Source organism: Leptolyngbya sp. PL-A3 (genome assembly GCF_039962325.1).
Classification (GTDB): Bacteria; Cyanobacteriota; Cyanobacteriia; order Elainellales; family Elainellaceae; genus Vacuolonema.
On the sequence record NZ_JAMPLB010000002.1, the window covers coordinates 43,592 to 61,344 of the forward strand.

The 17,753-nt window shown below is 51.9% G+C and carries 12 protein-coding genes; 9 read left to right on the plus strand and 3 right to left on the minus strand.

The annotated features are described in order from the left end of the window. Positions 1 to 223 precede the first annotated feature (223 nt). Positions 224 to 1,411: a glycosyltransferase family 4 protein gene (locus tag NDI52_RS01985; RefSeq protein WP_190772404.1), complete on the minus strand. Its 1,188-nt coding sequence runs from the start codon at positions 1,409 to 1,411 to the stop codon at positions 224 to 226. Positions 1,412 to 2,348: 937 nt separating this feature from the next. Between NDI52_RS01985 and NDI52_RS01990 the strand changes: the two genes are divergently transcribed. The 9 genes from NDI52_RS01990 to leuS all read left to right on the plus strand — a co-directional run bounded on the left by NDI52_RS01990 (position 2,349) and on the right by leuS (position 16,474). After that, the gene (locus NDI52_RS01990; RefSeq protein WP_242035788.1) at positions 2,349 to 3,551 is read left to right on the plus strand and encodes a histidine kinase; all 1,203 of its coding nucleotides are present in this window, start codon (positions 2,349 to 2,351) and stop codon (positions 3,549 to 3,551) included. Positions 3,552 to 3,882: 331 nt separating this feature from the next. Then, complete coding sequence (psaM, locus tag NDI52_RS01995) at positions 3,883 to 3,978, plus strand: photosystem I reaction center subunit XII (protein ID WP_190772403.1); 96 nt, start codon at positions 3,883 to 3,885, stop codon at positions 3,976 to 3,978. Positions 3,979 to 4,529: 551 nt separating this feature from the next. Beyond that, complete coding sequence (locus NDI52_RS02000) at positions 4,530 to 4,937, plus strand: hypothetical protein (RefSeq protein ID WP_190772402.1); 408 nt, start codon at positions 4,530 to 4,532, stop codon at positions 4,935 to 4,937. Between the two features lie 480 nt (positions 4,938 to 5,417). Further along, positions 5,418 to 6,194, plus strand: a complete 777-nt coding sequence (locus NDI52_RS02005) for a hypothetical protein (RefSeq protein ID WP_190772401.1) — start codon at positions 5,418 to 5,420, stop codon at positions 6,192 to 6,194. 450 nt (positions 6,195 to 6,644) lie between these two features. Continuing rightward, on the plus strand, positions 6,645 to 7,112 hold the full coding sequence (locus NDI52_RS02010; RefSeq protein ID WP_190772400.1) for a DUF2996 domain-containing protein: 468 nt from the start codon (positions 6,645 to 6,647) through the stop codon (positions 7,110 to 7,112). A 159-nt stretch (positions 7,113 to 7,271) separates the two neighbouring features. Further along, positions 7,272 to 9,101: a M48 family metalloprotease gene (locus NDI52_RS02015; RefSeq protein WP_190772399.1), complete on the plus strand. Its 1,830-nt coding sequence runs from the start codon at positions 7,272 to 7,274 to the stop codon at positions 9,099 to 9,101. 474 nt (positions 9,102 to 9,575) lie between these two features. Beyond that, positions 9,576 to 10,652 carry a magnesium-protoporphyrin IX monomethyl ester (oxidative) cyclase gene (gene acsF, locus NDI52_RS02020; RefSeq protein WP_190772398.1) on the plus strand — a complete coding sequence of 359 codons (1,077 nt, stop codon included), beginning with the start codon at positions 9,576 to 9,578 and terminating at the stop codon, positions 10,650 to 10,652. A gap of 703 nt (positions 10,653 to 11,355) precedes the next feature. Continuing rightward, positions 11,356 to 13,743, plus strand: a complete 2,388-nt coding sequence (locus tag NDI52_RS02025) for a GAF domain-containing protein (protein WP_190772397.1) — start codon at positions 11,356 to 11,358, stop codon at positions 13,741 to 13,743. A 151-nt stretch (positions 13,744 to 13,894) separates the two neighbouring features. Next, positions 13,895 to 16,474: a leucine--tRNA ligase gene (leuS, locus tag NDI52_RS02030; RefSeq protein WP_190772396.1), complete on the plus strand. Its 2,580-nt coding sequence runs from the start codon at positions 13,895 to 13,897 to the stop codon at positions 16,472 to 16,474. A gap of 155 nt (positions 16,475 to 16,629) precedes the next feature. On the opposite strand, the gene NDI52_RS02035 is transcribed toward leuS, so the two are convergent. Then, positions 16,630 to 17,064 carry a heavy metal-responsive transcriptional regulator gene (locus NDI52_RS02035; RefSeq protein WP_190772395.1) on the minus strand — a complete coding sequence of 145 codons (435 nt, stop codon included), beginning with the start codon at positions 17,062 to 17,064 and terminating at the stop codon, positions 16,630 to 16,632. Positions 17,065 to 17,319: 255 nt separating this feature from the next. Continuing rightward, positions 17,320 to 17,496, minus strand: a complete 177-nt coding sequence (locus NDI52_RS02040; protein ID WP_190772394.1) for a hypothetical protein — start codon at positions 17,494 to 17,496, stop codon at positions 17,320 to 17,322. Positions 17,497 to 17,753: the final 257 nt, after the last annotated feature.

Below are 17,753 nucleotides of genomic sequence, written 5' to 3' on the forward strand. Positions count from 1 at the left end.
ATAAAAAGTGGTGCGGCGCAAAGCGCCCCACCACTTTTTATCATCGGTATTTAACCTTACTTGTTATAAGCCCTGAACTTCAAGACACGCGTGTTTTTGGGGTGCATCCTACTTTTGCAAATTTGGAAATCCACTTTTGTAAGTGAAGCGGGCGTAGCCCGCTTCACTTACAAAAGTGGGATGCACCCTGTTTTTGAAACATCGGGGTGTCTTGAAGTTCAGACTACCAGGCCACCAGTTGCCGCTCCAGGGCAACCCGCTTGTATACCTCAATGGTCTGTGCTGCCAACTCTGCCCAGCTAAAACGCTGATAAAGGTCAATGTAGGCGTTATCTACCAGGGTTTTAGCGAAATCAGGTTGTTCCAGAATTTGCAGAATGCCACGGGCCAGCGATTCAGGGCTATTAGCCTGGGTCACAATGCCCGTTTGACCGTGCTGTACCACCTCGGGCAGGCCACCCACATCGGACACAACCACAGGCACCTGGGCTGCGAAGCTTTCCAGCACCACAATGCCGAAGGGCTCATAGAGGCTAGGGAAGACAGCACAGTCCGCGATCGCCTGAAACAAATTCAACTGATCATCGGGCATAAACCCGGTGAAGTGGCAGTAATCCCAAATTCCCAAATCCCGCACCTGTTGCTTGAGGGGGTCAATCTGACCACTGCCAATAATCACAAACTTCACAAGCCCTTCCATGGCTCGGATGATGCGGGGGGCAGCATTGAGCATGACCTGCACTCCCTTCTCATAGGTCATCCGGCCCACGTAGTACACAATCTGTTCATCATCCTTGGCAAACTGCCGGCGGAAGCTCAAATAGTCGAAGGTGGCGCGAGCCGGTTTCTTCTCAGGACGAATGCCGTTGTAGACCACATCAATTTTGTCGGCGGGGCTGCGGAGCGATCGCTCCACCTCTCGCTGCATATAGCGCGAACACACCACCACTCGCCAGGCTTCGTGGGCCAGCCGCAACTCTTTACCGTGGATGTAGTGCTGGGTGGAGTTATGTAGTCCATTGTGGCGGCCTGCCTCGGTAGCATGAATGGTAGCAATGAGGGGAATGCGGAAAATGTGTTTGAGGGCGATCGCCGCATCTCCTACCAGCCAATCATGGGCATGAATCAGGTCAAATGGCCCATCGTCCAGTAGCAGCTTACCCCCATGCTGCCCCATGCTGGTGTTCATATTGTCTACCCAGTGGAAAAAGTCGTGGCCGGGTCCCACTCGCACCCGATGCACATGGATGCCTTCCACAACTTCGTAGTGAGGTGCCTGCCCAAATTCCACCGTCAGCAAGTGAACCTGATGTCCAAGCCGGGTAATTTCGGGATATAGTTCTGCAACGTGGCGGGCAATCCCTCCCACAATGCGGGGAGGAAACTCCCAGGCCAGAACCAGAATTTTCATTCCCCTGCAATCCGTCCGATGAGAGTACACCTGTTTTGAAGTGGCGAGGTTACTATCGCTTCGTCGCTGGTAGTGCCTCGCAAAAGCATAGAGCCATAAGGGGCATCGCGAACATTATCCAAGCGTTTTAGTTTAGCCGAAACCCAGCTCCTACCGTAGAAATTACCAGGTTTTCTGACTGAGCCCCCTGACCCACATGTGCCGAATCGATGAATCGACCCCAAGATCCAACAGGTCTTCCTTAATCTTATGCTCCCCCATTTCTCCACTGGCGTCTCTATCTCAGACCGTCTCTTCGCACAAATTTATCAAACCAGAAGTGTACGCCTTCCCATCTTCCCAAAACTTCTATAGCCTTCATCATGCTACGGTCAGTTACAGGGTGGCAAAAGCCGGTAAAGCTTGAGCCCATATTCTGCGCTACAACAGCCAACCACACGTCGAGAACAGCATCTTCATGCCTTACCAGTACAAACTCTTGGGAGATTTTCAGGAATGACATTGCCTCCATCATGTGGGGGCTTTGCCTGCGACTGCGTAAAGCCCCCACATGATGGGTAAATTCTTATGCGGAAATCTCCGCTTTAGAGTCCCTAGCGAAAAATGCAGGAAAGTGAACATGATTACGCATAGAGACAAAAGTTTTAAGGTATAACCGAAGCTAGATTAGGTTCAGAAATTTAGTGGGTATAGTAATCAGCCCCTCCAAAAACGGAGGATTGGCTAGGCACTTCTCCACTTCTCTCTGATCTGCTTGGCGGCAACCCGCCATTTTGGGCAACCTAAAGCCGGATACCGCGAAACTAACCAGGCGCTTCAGATGTGATTTGGGAATAGAATAGCCCTAAGGCTCCTGGGTAATGTTTGGCACGTTCTGCGGTTCTATCAACGTTGATAATTGTCTTAGTCGTTCAGGTTGCTGAAAGTTTGGTATCCAATGACTTCAAGGTCTATGGAAACGTTGCCCGTCGCCACTGATAGTTCTGAAGTTCCCTTACAACTCCTGTTGTTTGTGGACAAACGCCCCGGATCGAACGAGAAGATCCGGCAGATTCGGCTACGGCTTAAGGAGCTCGGACAAGATTACCCCTTTGGGTTAGAGGTCATCGATGTGGGTGAGCAGCCCCATCTAGTCGAACATTTCAAGCTAGTGGCTACCCCTGCCCTGATCAAATATCACCCTGAACCCCGTCATATTTTGGCGGGTAGTGATATTGTGGCGCAGCTCGACCAATGGTGGCTGCGTTGGCGGCAATCTGCCGAAGAGTTTTCGGAAGACCAGGACGTTCAGGAAACAACGCTCAAGCCTGAATATAATCCCCCTTCCGCTTCCATCTCTCACCTGACCGAGATCACCCACCTCTCTGACGAAATTTTTCGCCTTAAGCAACAGAACGAAGAACTCCAGGAACAACTTCAGTTTCGGGAGCGATTAATGTCTATGCTGGCTCACGACCTCCGGAACCCTCTGACCACAGTTTCGATCGCCCTGGAAACTCTAGAACTGGGCCTTGATACTCGGAGCGGCATTAAGGCAGAAGAACGGAAAGAACGTCTGAGCCGAGAAACCATTGCCCAGCTCATCCGCCATGCTCGCACCCAGGCGAAAGTGATCGATCGCATGATTACTGATGTACTGCAAGCGGCTCAGGGCAGCGGCGGCAAGCTCGAAATTCAACCCCAAAAGCTAGACCTGGGGTTGCTCTGTCTCAGAATTTTGAATGACCTGGAAAACCAGTTTGAAGTCAAAGCGCAACACATCAAAACAGATATCCCTACGGATCTCCCCACAGTTTATGCAGATCCAGAAAAGGTACGGCAGGTATTAATTAACCTATTAGATAACGCGATTAAGTACACCCCTAAAGGCGGTAGTGTGCAGGTGGCCATCCTGCATCGCACCACTCAAAAGGTACAGGTGAGCGTCTGCGACACAGGACCGGGTATTCCTGAAGAAAACCGGGAACGCATTTTCGAGGACCAATTTCGCCTGGAGCGGGACGCCGGAAAAGATGGCTATGGCATTGGACTGGCCCTCTGCCAACGTATTGTACGTGCCCACTATGGCCAAATTTGGGTAGATTCAACCCCCAGCCAGGGAAGTTGTTTTCACTTTACACTGCCGGTTTATCGCTCCTGAGAATCTCAGATAAGGTTGTGCGCGCTGTAGCACACAACCTTGTCTGAGATTCCTAGAGCCTACGGGAGGGTGGGGTGCGTATGCGCCCCACCCTCCCACAATTAGGCTTTCGGAAGGTTGTTAGGGGAAGGATGGTCGATGGGTGCGCTGGGCGTATTGCACATCATCCCTGACGGAATCCATATCCTCAGCCTCTGCCAAATATTAAGCTGTATAACAAGATGTTCCAGAAGGGGCCGCGATCGCTGAAATTAATGTACGTTGGTGCCATTCAACTCATGAATGGACAACCGTTCTAGGGTATTTATCGTTAAATACAGGAGTTTTCACGATGGCTCTTTCAGATACTCAAATCTTTGCAGCTCTGGTTATTGCACTACTGCCTGGGGTAATGGCATTCCGCCTCTCCACCGAGCTATACAAGTAACTCCGTTTCCAGGATCTTCCTGGGCGGCTCTTTCATCCTATTTTGTGGGTTTACTCCCATGAAATATTTCAAAATCTAGAGCGGTTTCGCTTTGGTTGAAAGCGACGGGGTGGGGTACAGTGTACTCCACCCCATCGTTTTGAATGTCAGCCTCATCTTTATCGCGCTGTGCTTGTTGATTAAGTAACCTCAGTTCGGGATAAGCTGAAGTGCTCATTTTGGCGTGCGCTTTGCGCACGCCAAAATGAGCGTTTTCAAGTGCCGCGCGTTGCGCGGCACTTGAAAACGCCCTTAACCCGAACTCAGGTTAACGTACTTGTACATTGCTATAGCCTCACGATGGGCCATGCTGGGTTAAGGTATTGTGCCGCTACCAAGCAATGGCAAAAGGCTTTAACCCAGAGTGGGAAGGCATCGGCGAATTCTATCTTCAGGAATAACTACCCATTGCGATCGTAAATGGGAGATGTATTTTTTTCGCGATTGCAACAGACAACCATTATATTGGGGTAGGCTTTCATGCCATTCGCTCCTCCGTCAGGTTTGCCCCCATGAACGCGCGTTCCCCTCAAAACTATCCTCCCGCTCCCGGCTCTCAGCCCGGGGGTGTGCTTCGGCGGCGACGGCGGGTGGCTCGTAGAGCCAATCCTCATCGCGCAATGGCGTTCGAAGTGGGGAGTAAATTAGTGGTCAGTGTGGGTGCGGCAATCGCCGCCTGTGTTGGTCTGGCTCAACTCATCCCGATGGCGGTAGCACAGCAAACCCAGCTCAAAGAAATTACCCAGGAAGTTTCTAAACTCGAATCTCGCGTTAATCAGCTTCAGGCTGACTTTAATTACCGTTTCGACCCGGAACAAGCTCAGCGCATTATGCAGGAGCAGAGCAATCGGGTTGCACCTGGCCAGGTACGAGTTATCTGGAAGGAATCCTCGCCACATCATGCAGATGTGCCCAGATAAGCCGTACCTAACCTGCAGTATGCCTCAGGCTTAGCGTGAATTTAGGAATATACAGGCCAGGGGGGCGCTAAACTCCTACATCAATCTTTCAAGGCTAAACCGAGCTACATTTTTCGAGTGTCTAGGCTCTGAAAAACGGGATTTTTGAGAAGTATTCAAATTTGTTGGGGTTTTAGAAGCTGACCCGGTCGGTTGCGATACAGTGATGGGCGACATGAAATGTCTGTAAGTTTTACAACCGTCCTGTTTTAGAAGGGATCAGTCGAAAACTGAATTTCCTTCAGTTTTCATTAGCCGAGGCTTCTGGTCCCGAAGAAAGCTTACGATTCTTCGCTTGGTTTCAATCCCGTGCTTTTGTCTGGGCACTCTAACTTCAAGAGACATGCGGGGATATCAAGATCCCTCAGCACCAGGCACCGAGCGATAACTCCCCCTGGTAAAACCCAGAAACCGTGTCCTGAGTAGGATTCCCGCCCGGTTATGACCATTAAAAAATATCCACTGTCATCCCTTCAAAAGGTCAAGAAATATCTCCTCCAATCCCTTGCTGTACCCAATACAGAACAAACCGGGGAGGAGCAAACATCGGATGAAATGCCAGAACCAGAATCCCTGGACGAACTGAGTGGGGTTTTCACGTTTGGTGGTACACCTCTAGCCCAACATCCTCCCGCTACCGTGCAGGATGAATGGTTTGTCAGCACGGTGAATCCAGGAGCCTGCTTTCTGAAGCTACCAGGCTTACAGATGAAGCCAGATTATCGCCTGGTGAGCTACCTATTTCGCTCTCAGGGGCAGGGAGTAGGAGTCGTCTGGGCGGTGCCAGAGGCGTACAGTACCATGACCATTCTGGAGAAGGCGTTGACGGGAAAGCAAACCATGGCACAGCCGCCTAAGCCGGAAAAGGCTCTGGAACATTTTATGGAGGCCGTTGAAGGCGATCGCACCCCTGCGTCCTTTCTGATGGCATCAATTCTACGGCGGGAGTTGGAGGAGTTTGGGGCGATGGGCGATCGCAAAAAATGGGGTCAGCATGAACTGATCGATGCAGCCCCAGCCGCTAACTGGAACTGGCGCACAGCACAGCCCAAAGATCTGTGGCCCAAGGTGAAAGTGTTTGATGATGGACAGGCGGCTGTTGAGTTTTTCTCTTGCCGCTACTCAAAGCCCCGCATGCTTTACCGTCATCTCGATCAATACAGCCCAAGCACCTACCAGTCAAAAAGCATTGATAGCCCTCTGGCGGTGCTTCAGTAAAAGATTTTGGAAAACGCCCATTTTTGCAACACGACGCGCACGCAAAAATGAACGATTCGGTTCTCCCTAAATGGGGTTACAGCGTTTTTCAAGCGCTTAAAATCTGGTTGTTTTTGTGAGAGCCGCGCGGAGCGCGACTCTCACAAAAACAACCGTGGCTGATTCAAGCGCAAAGCGCTGTAAGTAGACTCAAATCCTGTAGCAAATTCCAGAACCCTTACTCTTTTGGCGCTTTGCGATGAAAAAGTAAGGGTTCTGGAATTTGGTTTTGGAAAGGCGCAAGATGTGAGTAAGGCTATAAAAAGCATCAAAATCTTTGCAGGGATTCCTCCGCCGAGGCTGAATTTTTGCCCGGTTAAAGCCTGTACTATGGAAGCAACTCCAGCATTGCAGCTCTGTTGCAATCGCTTTTTGTCTGCTGACTCCCATACAACCGTGAGAGCGTAAGCTATGTCTGAAGAAACCAAACCCACCGAAGCTCCGGCAGAAGCAAAAGCGGAAAAGCCCGCTGCTACCGCTGCAAAGCCTAAGAAGGAAAAGCCGCCAGCGGTTGAAGACAAACCTTTTGCTGAGTTTATCACTCAGCACTTTTTGCCAGCTCTGACCCAAACTCTGCAAAAGTTTGCCGTCAACGACCTGGATCTGAAGTTTGAAAAGCAACCCGTTCCGATTAAAGGCCTCACGGATGTGGATTGCTGGCAAGTGATTGGCCATATGAAGGGAGGCCAGCGGCAGTTCCGCATTGGCTTTATCAAGGAAGACATTAGTGGGCAGAAGTTTTTCTGCTGGGCAGACAAGGGTTCAAATCCCAGCCAGATGGAGTCTTTCATGATTGATGAGCGCAAGATCACTCTGGATCTGATGGTGCTTTACACCATTCAACGGTTGAACGGCCAGAAGTGGTTAACGGTGAACTAAACCTAGTCAAAGAAGTTCCTTATTTAGGGAACATCAATCTCTGTAGTCCGTCTACCTGGCCAAGAAAATTTTGAGGAGCTTTTGGCTCCTCAAAATTTTCACCGGCACTGGATATACGGTACTTAGGAATTAGCAGCCCACCAATCGAGGAAGGTTGTTATGAATCGGATGGGAGTTATTGATTGGCAGCGATCGCTCCACTGGAGCCACCCTCTCCTGGGGGCGTTAGTCTGGGCGATCGCCGTTCCCAGCTTGGCCCTACAACCTTCTCCAACGACCTCTGGCCCTCAGTCTGTTGCCAAGTTTGAGGCTATTGCATCAGACGGGCCTAAGTTGTGGGTCGATTCTGACGAGTCAACAGAAATTGAGACAAGTCCTATTGCGGCGGAAAAACTGAGCACTCCAACAGCTCAACCCGTTGCAAAATCTTGGGATATTTTGGCAACGCCCCCGACAGCAACCGCAGCAACGCCTGCACTGGAATCTCCTTCAGATCTTCCAACAGCACCACCAATTCCGGAGTCCCCCTCAGAGCCTGCGGCCGCAGCACCATCAACTCGGGAGTCCCCTTCAGAGCCTGCGGCCACAACACCACCAGGCCCAGCCCCCTCTGATACCAAACCACCCGACGAAGCAGCATTAGATGCAGCAACTCGGCGGCAATTGCTGATTGAGGGCGATCGCCTCTGGTTGGCAGGTCGTTACGACGAAGCAGAACGGCTCTATCGCAAAGCGAAAACTCCTGGAACGGCGATCGCCTCTCCTGCTCCGGAAGTGCAACCCTTCTCAGACCCCGCCCTGCTATCTCCTGAAGGAACTGTGTACTGGCGTGAGGCCCAGGAAGGGCAAGCACGCGGACAGGACAGCCGTGAAATGGTAGGACTGGAGCTGTTGGTGCAACAACAGCCCGAATTTATTCCCGGACAGATTCGGTATGCTGAGGCACTACTGGAGCGCGAGCGCCCGGAGGATGCCTTGAGTGCTATAGAACAGGCAGCCGGGCAGTTTGGCGACAATCCCGAACTTACGCGGACCAGGATTTCTGTCCTGGCCCGCACAGACCATTTACTGGAAGCCTCCATTGCGGCCCGGCAGTTTGCCCTGCTAAATTCCGAAGATCCAATAGCAGCTGAATTTGATGCTCAAGCCAGTGAGTATCTAGATGAGTTCAAGGACGACCTGCGAGAGGATATGGCGTTGAATGCGATCGCCAACACCCTCACCAGTGCCCTTAGCTTTGTCGTGACAGGCAACCTTTACGGCCCACTCACCACTCTACAAACCAACCTGATGCTGCTGGAAGGGGAAGATGGCATGGGCGAAGCCTTCTCCAACCAGGCCGCTGACCAGTTGGAACTGGTAGAAGACGAAATGGTGGTGAATTACGTCAATGAGATTGGCCGACGGTTAGCCGAGATGACCGGGCGGGACGAGTTTGAATACGAATTCTTTGTGGTCGACAACGAAGAATTGAACGCGTTCGCTTTTCCAGGCGGAAAGATTTTCATCTTTTCAGGAGCCATTCTCAACAGCAACTCCGAAGCTGAATTGGCTGGCCTCATCGCTCATGAACTGGCGCACACTGTGCTGTCTCACGGCTTCGAGCTGATGATGCAGTCAACCCTGGCAGGTAATACAATCCAACTCCTACCCTATGGCGGCATCATTGCAGACCTGGCCTTGCTGCGCTACAGCCGTGATATGGAACGCCAAGCGGATGCCTTCGGTACACGTCTCCTAGCTACCGCTGGGTATGCTGCCGATGGCTTGCACACAATGATGGAAACCCTGGAACGAGAAAATCCCGACGTCATTCTGGAATGGCTCTCTACTCATCCTGATACGGACGAACGCCTGCGCAACATGGCTGTACAGATTGAACGCAGTCGCTATAACATCTTTGCCTATGAAGGCGTAGAGCGCCACGAACAGGTGCGCCAGCGCCTTCGCGAAGTTGTAGGACAGCCCGAAGAATCTCAATCAAAATAATTGTGTGTAACAGGCCAGTTTCAAACATGTAGATGGGTGGTGAAAGGGGCATGAAGTGGCCCTTTCACCACCCATCTACATGTCTAGAACACTACCTGTGTGGCGTTAAGCACTACACCCAATCATTTCGATGCCTAGTAGGCTGCGGCCTAAGTTCGCAACCTATGTTTTGTGTAGGGTGCTTCGCACCCCACACAAAACATAGGTGATGGATTTCCGCCTCAGCGTATAGTTCCGCAGCCAGAGGTACAGAAGGGGCATGAGGCTAAGCCCTATGCCCTTTCCACGCCGTAATAAATCTGAACATGGCTCAACAGGCGATCGTTAAGAGTTGCAACTCTTAACAAAGTCCCGATGAATTACACGATTAGAGCCTGATAGACTGATGGACGTGAAATAATGACTATAGGCTAGGTTCAGCCTTATCCTATTTGAAAAAGCGGTAACGCATTAGCAAGCACCCTACGAGTAGCAATGGTAGATTCCCTCAGAAAGCCCGAATTTGATGAAATCCGTCCGGGGGTTAAGGTTCCTGCCAAGGAAACCATCCTCACTCCCCGCTTTTACACTACGGACTTTGACGAGATGGCCAAAATGGACATCTCCGTCAACGAGGATGAGTTGCTAGCCATTCTGGAAGAATTCCGGATCGACTATAACCGCCATCACTTTGTACGGAATGAACTCTTTGATCAGTCCTGGGATTCCATGGATGAGGAAACCCGCCGGCTGTTTGTTGAGTTTTTAGAGCGCTCCTGCACCGCTGAATTTTCCGGCTTCCTGCTCTATAAAGAACTGGGCCGTCGTCTAAAAGACAAAAGCCCGGTGCTGGCCGAGTGCTTCAACCTCATGTCGCGCGACGAAGCGCGCCATGCAGGTTTTCTGAACAAAGCATTGTCAGACTTCAACCTGTCGCTGGATCTGGGCTTCCTGACGAAGAGCCGCAGTTACACCTTCTTCAAGCCCAAGTTCATCTTCTACGCGACCTACCTGTCTGAGAAAATCGGGTACTGGCGTTACATCACCATCTATCGCCACCTTGAATCTCACCCCGAAAATCGCATCTATCCTATCTTCCAGTTCTTTGAAAACTGGTGTCAGGACGAAAACCGTCATGGCGACTTCTTCGACGCAATTATGCGGGCCCAGCCCAGCATCCTGAACGACTGGAAAGCGCGCCTCTGGTGCCGGTTTTTCCTGTTGTCGGTGTTTGCCACCATGTACTTGAACGACTTGCAGCGTTCTGGATTCTATGCGTCTCTGGGCCTGAATGCCCGTGACTATGACATCCATGTCATCAAGAAGACCAATGAAAACGCAGGCCGCGTCTTTCCTCTCGTTTTGAACGTTGAGCACCCCGATTTCATTCGTCTGATGGACGATGCCGCTGCTCACAACATGGAGCTGGTGGAGGTTAACTCCCAGCCCGGTTCTAAAGTTGTGAAGTTACTGAAGAGTGTGCCCCATATCGTCTCGATTGGGGTTGATATGTTGCGCCTCTACCTCATGAAGCCTATCGATACCGCTCGTCTTGAGGGCAGTGTGCGCTAATTTGCACAATTCGCTTTGAATTCCTGCATAGAGCGGCTCCTGGTTAACCAGGGCCGCTTCTTTTATTTTTTGTCTACATATTCTTTTTAAGTGTGGTATCTAGTAGGCTGCGGCCTAAGTTCGCAACCTATGTTTTTATGTAGGGTGCGAAGCACCCTACATAAAAACATAGGTGATGGATTTCCGCCTCAGCGTACTAGTGTTGTGTTCGTTAGGACATCAGGAGCAAATGGGGCAGTGCGCCTATTCGCTCTTGATGTTCTAACGAACAAAGCTCTATATTTCGCGCGCCACTCTCCAAAAAAGGCATCTCTATAGAAATGGGCACTTCAAGAGGCTTAGAACAGTCCTTGTTTACACTTGACCTTTAGTTTAGAAATGGGAGCGTATGATAGGGTAGGGCTCGAATTGTTTGAGCCTTATTAACGGATGTGTCATCCGGAAATGTACTTGGGTTCATTGTTCATACTCAGCGCATCTCAATCCAGATTTATCGCCATATAATTCCTCAGTGAACTTCATGCTTCTCCAGGGGATTGCATAGGCACAACAGATGGTTCTACCGCGACCACAGAATGCAATCTGTTATCTACCGTGACGTCTTCAGTCTCCAATTGCTCCTTTTAGCATCGCAAGAAATGATGGGGTGCTGCCAGGGGTTAAGTCGGCTCAACGAGATGCTCCCTACTAACGGAGGCCAGTTGTGAGAAAACCAGAGAACCCTCAATCTCCTCGCATGGCTGTTCCCGACACGTCTGACGTGAAACTAGGGGAGCTAGATTTGGAAACAGGCTTTCCCAATGGTGATAAGGCGATACTGCGATCGCCCGAGAAAGCGGTCTTCAAAACCACCCTCGCGGCACTCCAGCAAACCATTCTTAAGCTGTATCACAACTACTCTGACCTGGTGGCCCGCGCCGATCACCAGGAGCGCGAGCGAGTGGCCTATCAGCGGCTCTTTGACGATGCGCCGATGGCCTATCTGGTTACCGATTGGGAAGGCCAACTTTTGCGGGTCAACCAGGAAGCCCTACGGTTTTTCGGTTTGAAGGCCGATGAATGGTCGGGGCGATCGCTCACCGAGCTCATCACCATAGACGCCCAGCCCGTGCTCAAAACCAATCTGGCCCACTTGCAGCAACAGGGGGGGCACTGTGAGTTAGAGATGTGTTTGCGCTCTGAGTTGGATCGTGCGGTCTATGGGGTCTTCCGTATTCGGACGGTAGGTGATGCTGAGGAGCCCTTACACTGGCAGGTCTGGGATGCCTCTCAGCGCAAGCAGGCCGAGTTTGACCTGCACCAGCGCATTGAGCGAGAACACCTGACCAATTTGGTGATTCAACGAATCCGCCAATCCCTTGACCCACGACAGATTTTGCACAACACCGTTACCGAAGTGATACGGGTGTTACAGGCGGATCGGGTCGTGATCTACAGTGACGAGTCGGGTAGTTTGAAGGCGATCGCCGAAGCCGTCAAACCCGGGTGGGATTCGCTGCTGGGAGCCGACCTGCAACCCCTCGCCGTTGATCTGGCAACCCAGCTCGAAGCTTTGGGAGAACCCTGGGTGTTGGATGATGTGGCAACATTGCCCAACCTTATGGAAATGGTCAAACTTCTACAACGACAGCAAATTCAGGCAATGGTAACAGTGCCCATTACCCGTGAGGGGCATCTGCTGGGAGTGTTGTCGGTGCATCAGTGCGAATCGATGCGGGTGTGGCAGGGGTTTGAGATCGACCTGCTGCGGCAATTGGGGGATCAGGTCGCGATCGCCCTGCACCATTCCCGCATGTATGAGCGGGCACAACAACTCAACGCCAATTTAGAAGAAGAAGTTCAACGACGCACTGAGCAGATTGGGCGGGTGCTGAAGTACGAATCGATGTTGAAGCGCATTACTGACAAGGTGCGTGACTCCCTCGATGAGAACCAGATTCTACAGGCAGCAGTGCAGGAACTGACGGTCGTGTTGGAGCTGTCCGGTTGTAACGCGGCCCTCTACAACCTGGACGAAAACACCTCCACCATCCTGTACGAGTACACCGACTCAATCCCGGCTTCCTACGGCAAAGTGTCGCGGATGGAAGATTCCCCCGACATTTACCGCCAGCTCAAGGATGGGTTGTCGTTCCAATTTTGTTCTCTCTACCCCAACCCGATGCGGGGATCGCTGGCTATGCTGGCCTGTCCCATCTTCGTCGATCCTGATTCTTCTGAGGGTATCGACCAGACGGTGCTGGGCGACCTGTGGTTGCTCCACGAGAAGGGGTATGTGTTCAATGATTCCGATATTCGGTTAGTGCAACAGGTGGCGAACCAGTGTGCGATCGCCATCCGCCAGGCCCGCCTCTACCGTGCCGCCAAAGCCCAAGTTGAGGAGTTAGAACGACTCAATCAACTGAAAGACCAATTTCTCAGCACCGTTTCCCATGAACTGCGAACTCCCATCGCCAATCTCAAAATGGCGCTGCACATGCTGCAACTCTCGACGAGCCAGGAGAAGAAGCAGCAATACCTGAAGATTTTGGAAAGCGAGTTGGCCCGTGAAGCGGATTTGATTAACGACCTGCTGGATTTGCAGCGGTTGGAGGAGTCAGTGTCGGCGATCGCTGTAGAACCCATCCACTTACCAAGCTGGGCACTCAAGGTCGTCGACCCCTTCCGTACCCGTATGCAAACTTACCGCCAAACCTTCTCCATTCACTGCCCGCCGGAGCTGCCTATCCTGGCCTCCGACCCCCAAATCTTGCAGCGCATCTTGGCTGAACTGCTGAACAATGCCTGCAAATATACCCCCGTTGAATCTGGCATTCACTTGGAAGTTACAGGTGGCATGACGACCCCATCCGGCATCCCAGGGATTCAGTTTCGGCTCTCAAACCAGGCTGAGATTCCAGCCAGCGAACTTCCCCACATCTTTGAAAAGTTCTATCGGGTTCTCCAGGTCGATCGGTATAAGCATGGGGGAACGGGCTTGGGATTAGCGCTGGTGCAAAAACTGGCCGAGCAACTAAAAACTACCATCACCGTTGAAAGCGAGGATGGTTGGACGCACTTTACCCTGTTGGTGCCTCAACAGGCGACCTAATGAATTCAAAACCTGGCTTTGCGAGTGCCGTGGGCATAACCACAGCACTCGCAAAACTGGGATGCAACCTCACACGAATTTATGGGCGTCCTGAGTGTGTCACAATAGCCTAGAAATGTATCATTGAGAGTCCACTAGAGGAGAGACGTTCGTGGAGTCGCGCTACACCCCCGCAACGATTGAGGAAAAATGGCAGGCCGTTTGGGCGGAACAGGGGCTCGATCGGGCCGTGGAAGATTCCGATAAGCCGAAGTTCTATGCCCTGTCCATGTTTCCCTACCCCTCTGGCAACCTGCACATGGGTCACGTCCGTAACTACACCATCACGGATGTGATTGCCCGTGTTCGCCGGATGCAGGGCTATCGTGTGTTGCATCCCATGGGTTGGGATGCCTTTGGTTTGCCCGCGGAGAATGCTGCGATCGATCGCGGCGTTCATCCCGCTAAATGGACGTACCAAAATATCGAAACCATGAAAGGCCAGCTCAAGCGGCTAGGTCTTTCCTATGACTGGGATCGGGAAGTGACTACCTGTGCTCCCGATTATTACCACTGGACCCAGTGGATTTTTATCGAATTCCTGAAGGCAGGTCTGGCCTACCGCAAAGAAGCAGCGGTGAACTGGGACCCAGTGGATCAAACCGTGGTCGCCAATGAGCAGGTAGATAGTGAAGGGCGATCGTGGCGTTCCGGGGCTCTGGTAGAGAAGCGTTTGCTGAGCCAGTGGTTCCTCAAAATCACCGCCTATGCCGAGCAATTGTTGCAAGACCTGAAGACGCTTGATGGCTGGCCCGATCGCGTCAAATTAATGCAAGAAAACTGGATTGGCAAATCTACGGGGGCCGAAGTCACCTTCACCACGGAATCAGGGGATGACCTCACCGTCTTTACCACCCGCCCCGATACCCTCTGGGGCGCCACCTTTATGGTGCTCTCTCCCGAGCATCCTCTGGTGGAAAAGCTGACCACTCCTGAGCAATTGGCAGCGGTACAGGCTTACCAGAAAGAAGCCTCTACGAAGAGCGAAGTCGATCGCATGATGGAGGATCGCGAGAAAACGGGGGTGTGGACGGGCAGCTATGCCATCAACCCCGTCAACGGCGAGAAGATTCCCGTCTGGATTGCAGACTATGTGCTCATGGGTTATGGCACAGGTGCCATCATGGCGGTTCCGGCTCACGACGAACGTGACTTTGCCTTTGCCCGCAAATTTGACCTGAAGGTGAAAGTTGTCGTTCAGCCAGAAGGGCAGGAATTAGATGGCGATACCATGGCAGAGGCTTGGCCCGGTGACGGTGTGATGGTTCACTCCGGCCCGTTGGATGGAACACCTGCCGGAAAGGGCAAAGGCCAGAGTGTGGAGGCGGCCATTCAGTGGTTGGAGTCCAACGGCAAGGGGAAGGGAACCGCCACTTACCGCTTGCGGGATTGGTTGATTTCCCGGCAGCGCTATTGGGGTGTACCCATTCCCGTGATTCACTGCCCAAGCTGTGGCATTGTACCCGTCCCTGATGCCGACCTGCCCGTGCTGTTGCCAGAGAACGTGGAGTTCTCAGGACGAGGCGGATCTCCTCTGGCCAAGCTGGAAGAGTGGGTGAATGTGTCTTGTCCGTGCTGTGGCACAGCAGCCAAGCGGGAGACTGACACGATGGACACCTTTATCGATTCTTCGTGGTACTACCTGCGCTACACCGATGCGCGGAATGGGAAACAGGTGTTCGATCCCTCTAAGGCAAACAACTGGATGCCGGTGGATCAGTATGTGGGTGGGATTGAGCACGCGATTTTGCACTTGCTGTATTCGCGGTTCTTTACGAAGTTTTTGCGCGATCGCAACCTCCTCAACTTCGATGAACCCTTTCAACGTCTGCTGACCCAGGGCATGGTGCAGGGCCTCACCTACCGCAACCCCAAACGCAGTGGTAAAGACCAGTGGATTCCCTCCGATCGCGTCACTGACCCCAATGACCCCCGTGACCCCGAAACCGGCGATCCTCTAGAACGGCTCTACGCCACTATGTCCAAATCCAAGGGCAATGGGGTTGCACCGGAGGATGTGATTGCGAAGTACGGCATTGATACGGCGCGTATGTTTATCCTGTTCAAAGCTCCTCCTGAAAAGGATTTGGAATGGGATGATGCCGACGTGGAAGGCCAATCCCGCTTCCTCAATCGCGTCTGGCGCCTAGTAACGGAATACAGCGAAAACCAGCCCCCTCGTACAACTCCCGTAGCAACCACGAAACCAGAAAAGGATGTGCGGCGCGCTGTCCACACGGCCATTAAGGAAATCACCGAAGACATAGATGGTGATTACCAGTTCAACACCGCTGTGTCGGAATTGATGAAACTGAGCAATGCTCTGGCAGATGCAAGCTGCAAGGATTCCCCTGTTTACGCTGAAGCTATCGAAACCTTGATTGTGTTGATGGCTCCCTTTGCCCCTCACATTGCTGAGGAACTATGGCATGGGCTGGGCCATACAGAATCGGTTCATCTCGCTCCTTGGCCTCAGGTTGATCCGGAAGCCCTGGTGGTGGATGAAATTTCTTTAGTGATTCAGGTGATGGGTAAAACGAGAGGAACAGTTCAGGTACCTGCTACGGCCAGCAAGGACGACCTGGAGAAACTCGCTACTGAATCTGAATTAGCTCAGAAGTACATCGCCGGGAAGGAGATCAAGAAGGTGATCGTCGTACCGGGTAAACTTGTAAACTTCGTTGTGAACTAAACAAGAGGGGTGGCAATGCCACCCCTCTTGTTTTCTAAAGCGAGAACCGCTTAAAATCTGGTTGTTTTTGTGAGAGCCGCGCGGAGCGCGGCTCTCACAAAAACAACCGTGGCTGCTGCAAGCGCAAAGCGCTGTAAAGAAGATTTGTAGGCCAGTTAATCCTTTTGTAAGTTAGGGCAAATGGTGTGAGCCAGGCGATCGCCCGATGGATGCTCGTCCCAACCCGACAAAATGCCTTGCAACTCAGCCCGCAACAATATGAGTGCCTCAATTTGCCGTGTGATCGCATCAACCTTTGCCTCCAGGTGCTGGCGTACTTCACCACAGGGCAACTCGCCGCGATCGCGAATCTCTAAAATATGGTGAATTTCAGCCAGACTCAGCCCCAGAGCCTGAGCCTGTTTAATAAAAGCTAGCCGATTTAATACATCCGTCGAAAACAGCCGATAACCTGTTTCTGAGCGTTCAACCGTCGGACTCAGCAAACCAATGTCATCGTAGTAGCGGATCGTTTTAGAGGGAAGGCCCGTGCGTTCGGCGACATCTCCGACCTTGAGAAGAGGGTTTGTGGGGGAAGAGAGGGAAACCATTGGCGTGTGCTCTATAGCTGAGAGATGCAGGCTTCTTGACCTTTCTAAAACTATAGCGTTCAGCCCCAAAATTCATTGGCTCAGCCGTATTCGTAGACATAGGACTTATACATTTTTATTGTGTGGGGTGTGCTTCATACACTCCACATAATAAAAATGTATAAGTCCTAAAACAACTATGAGAGCGTGGACCACGCCGACGCTCTCACAAATAGCTGGACAGAGGGCGATCGCCCTTCCATAACAACTAAATCTCTAGAGGAGACCCAGCCAGGACATAAGCCCTTGTCCCGTTACATATTCAATGATCAGAGTAATGACAAAACCAACCATAGCTGCACGACCATTTAACCGTTCGGCGTAGTCATTGAACCCGAACTTAGGAACGTCTAGAGTAGGAGTGACAGTGGGTTGAGGAGTAGACTGAGTCATCTTTATTACAAAACTTTACATTCCCTCTTATTGTAGAAGGGTTGGGAGAATCGTCAAGCCCATGTAGTCCCTTTTACATAATGGAGCTACAGCCATAGGTAAGCTGATGTCGGAGCCAGGGCTTTTCCGAGGGGTGCGCTTTGCTCGCCCCTCGGAAAAGCCCTGGCCCGAAAACTTTAGTGGTTGACATACAGAGCCAGGCGGGAGTACAGCACCCACCCGACTCTGTCTATTCCCATCGGTATGAGATTACTGGC

Bases quoted from the DNA above. Each gene is read 5' to 3' on its own strand.
- NDI52_RS01985 (WP_190772404.1), bottom strand. From the start codon at position 1,411: ATGAAAATTCTGGTTCTGGCCTGGGAGTTTCCTCCCCGCATTGTGGGA.
- NDI52_RS01990 (WP_242035788.1), top strand. From the start codon at position 2,349: ATGACTTCAAGGTCTATGGAAACGTTGCCCGTCGCCACTGATAGTTCT.
- psaM (WP_190772403.1), top strand. From the start codon at position 3,883: ATGGCTCTTTCAGATACTCAAATCTTTGCAGCTCTGGTTATTGCACTA.
- NDI52_RS02000 (WP_190772402.1), top strand. From the start codon at position 4,530: ATGAACGCGCGTTCCCCTCAAAACTATCCTCCCGCTCCCGGCTCTCAG.
- NDI52_RS02005 (WP_190772401.1), top strand. From the start codon at position 5,418: ATGACCATTAAAAAATATCCACTGTCATCCCTTCAAAAGGTCAAGAAA.
- NDI52_RS02010 (WP_190772400.1), top strand. From the start codon at position 6,645: ATGTCTGAAGAAACCAAACCCACCGAAGCTCCGGCAGAAGCAAAAGCG.
- NDI52_RS02015 (WP_190772399.1), top strand. From the start codon at position 7,272: ATGAATCGGATGGGAGTTATTGATTGGCAGCGATCGCTCCACTGGAGC.
- acsF (WP_190772398.1), top strand. From the start codon at position 9,576: ATGGTAGATTCCCTCAGAAAGCCCGAATTTGATGAAATCCGTCCGGGG.
- NDI52_RS02035 (WP_190772395.1), bottom strand. From the start codon at position 17,064: ATGGTTTCCCTCTCTTCCCCCACAAACCCTCTTCTCAAGGTCGGAGAT.
- NDI52_RS02040 (WP_190772394.1), bottom strand. From the start codon at position 17,496: ATGACTCAGTCTACTCCTCAACCCACTGTCACTCCTACTCTAGACGTT.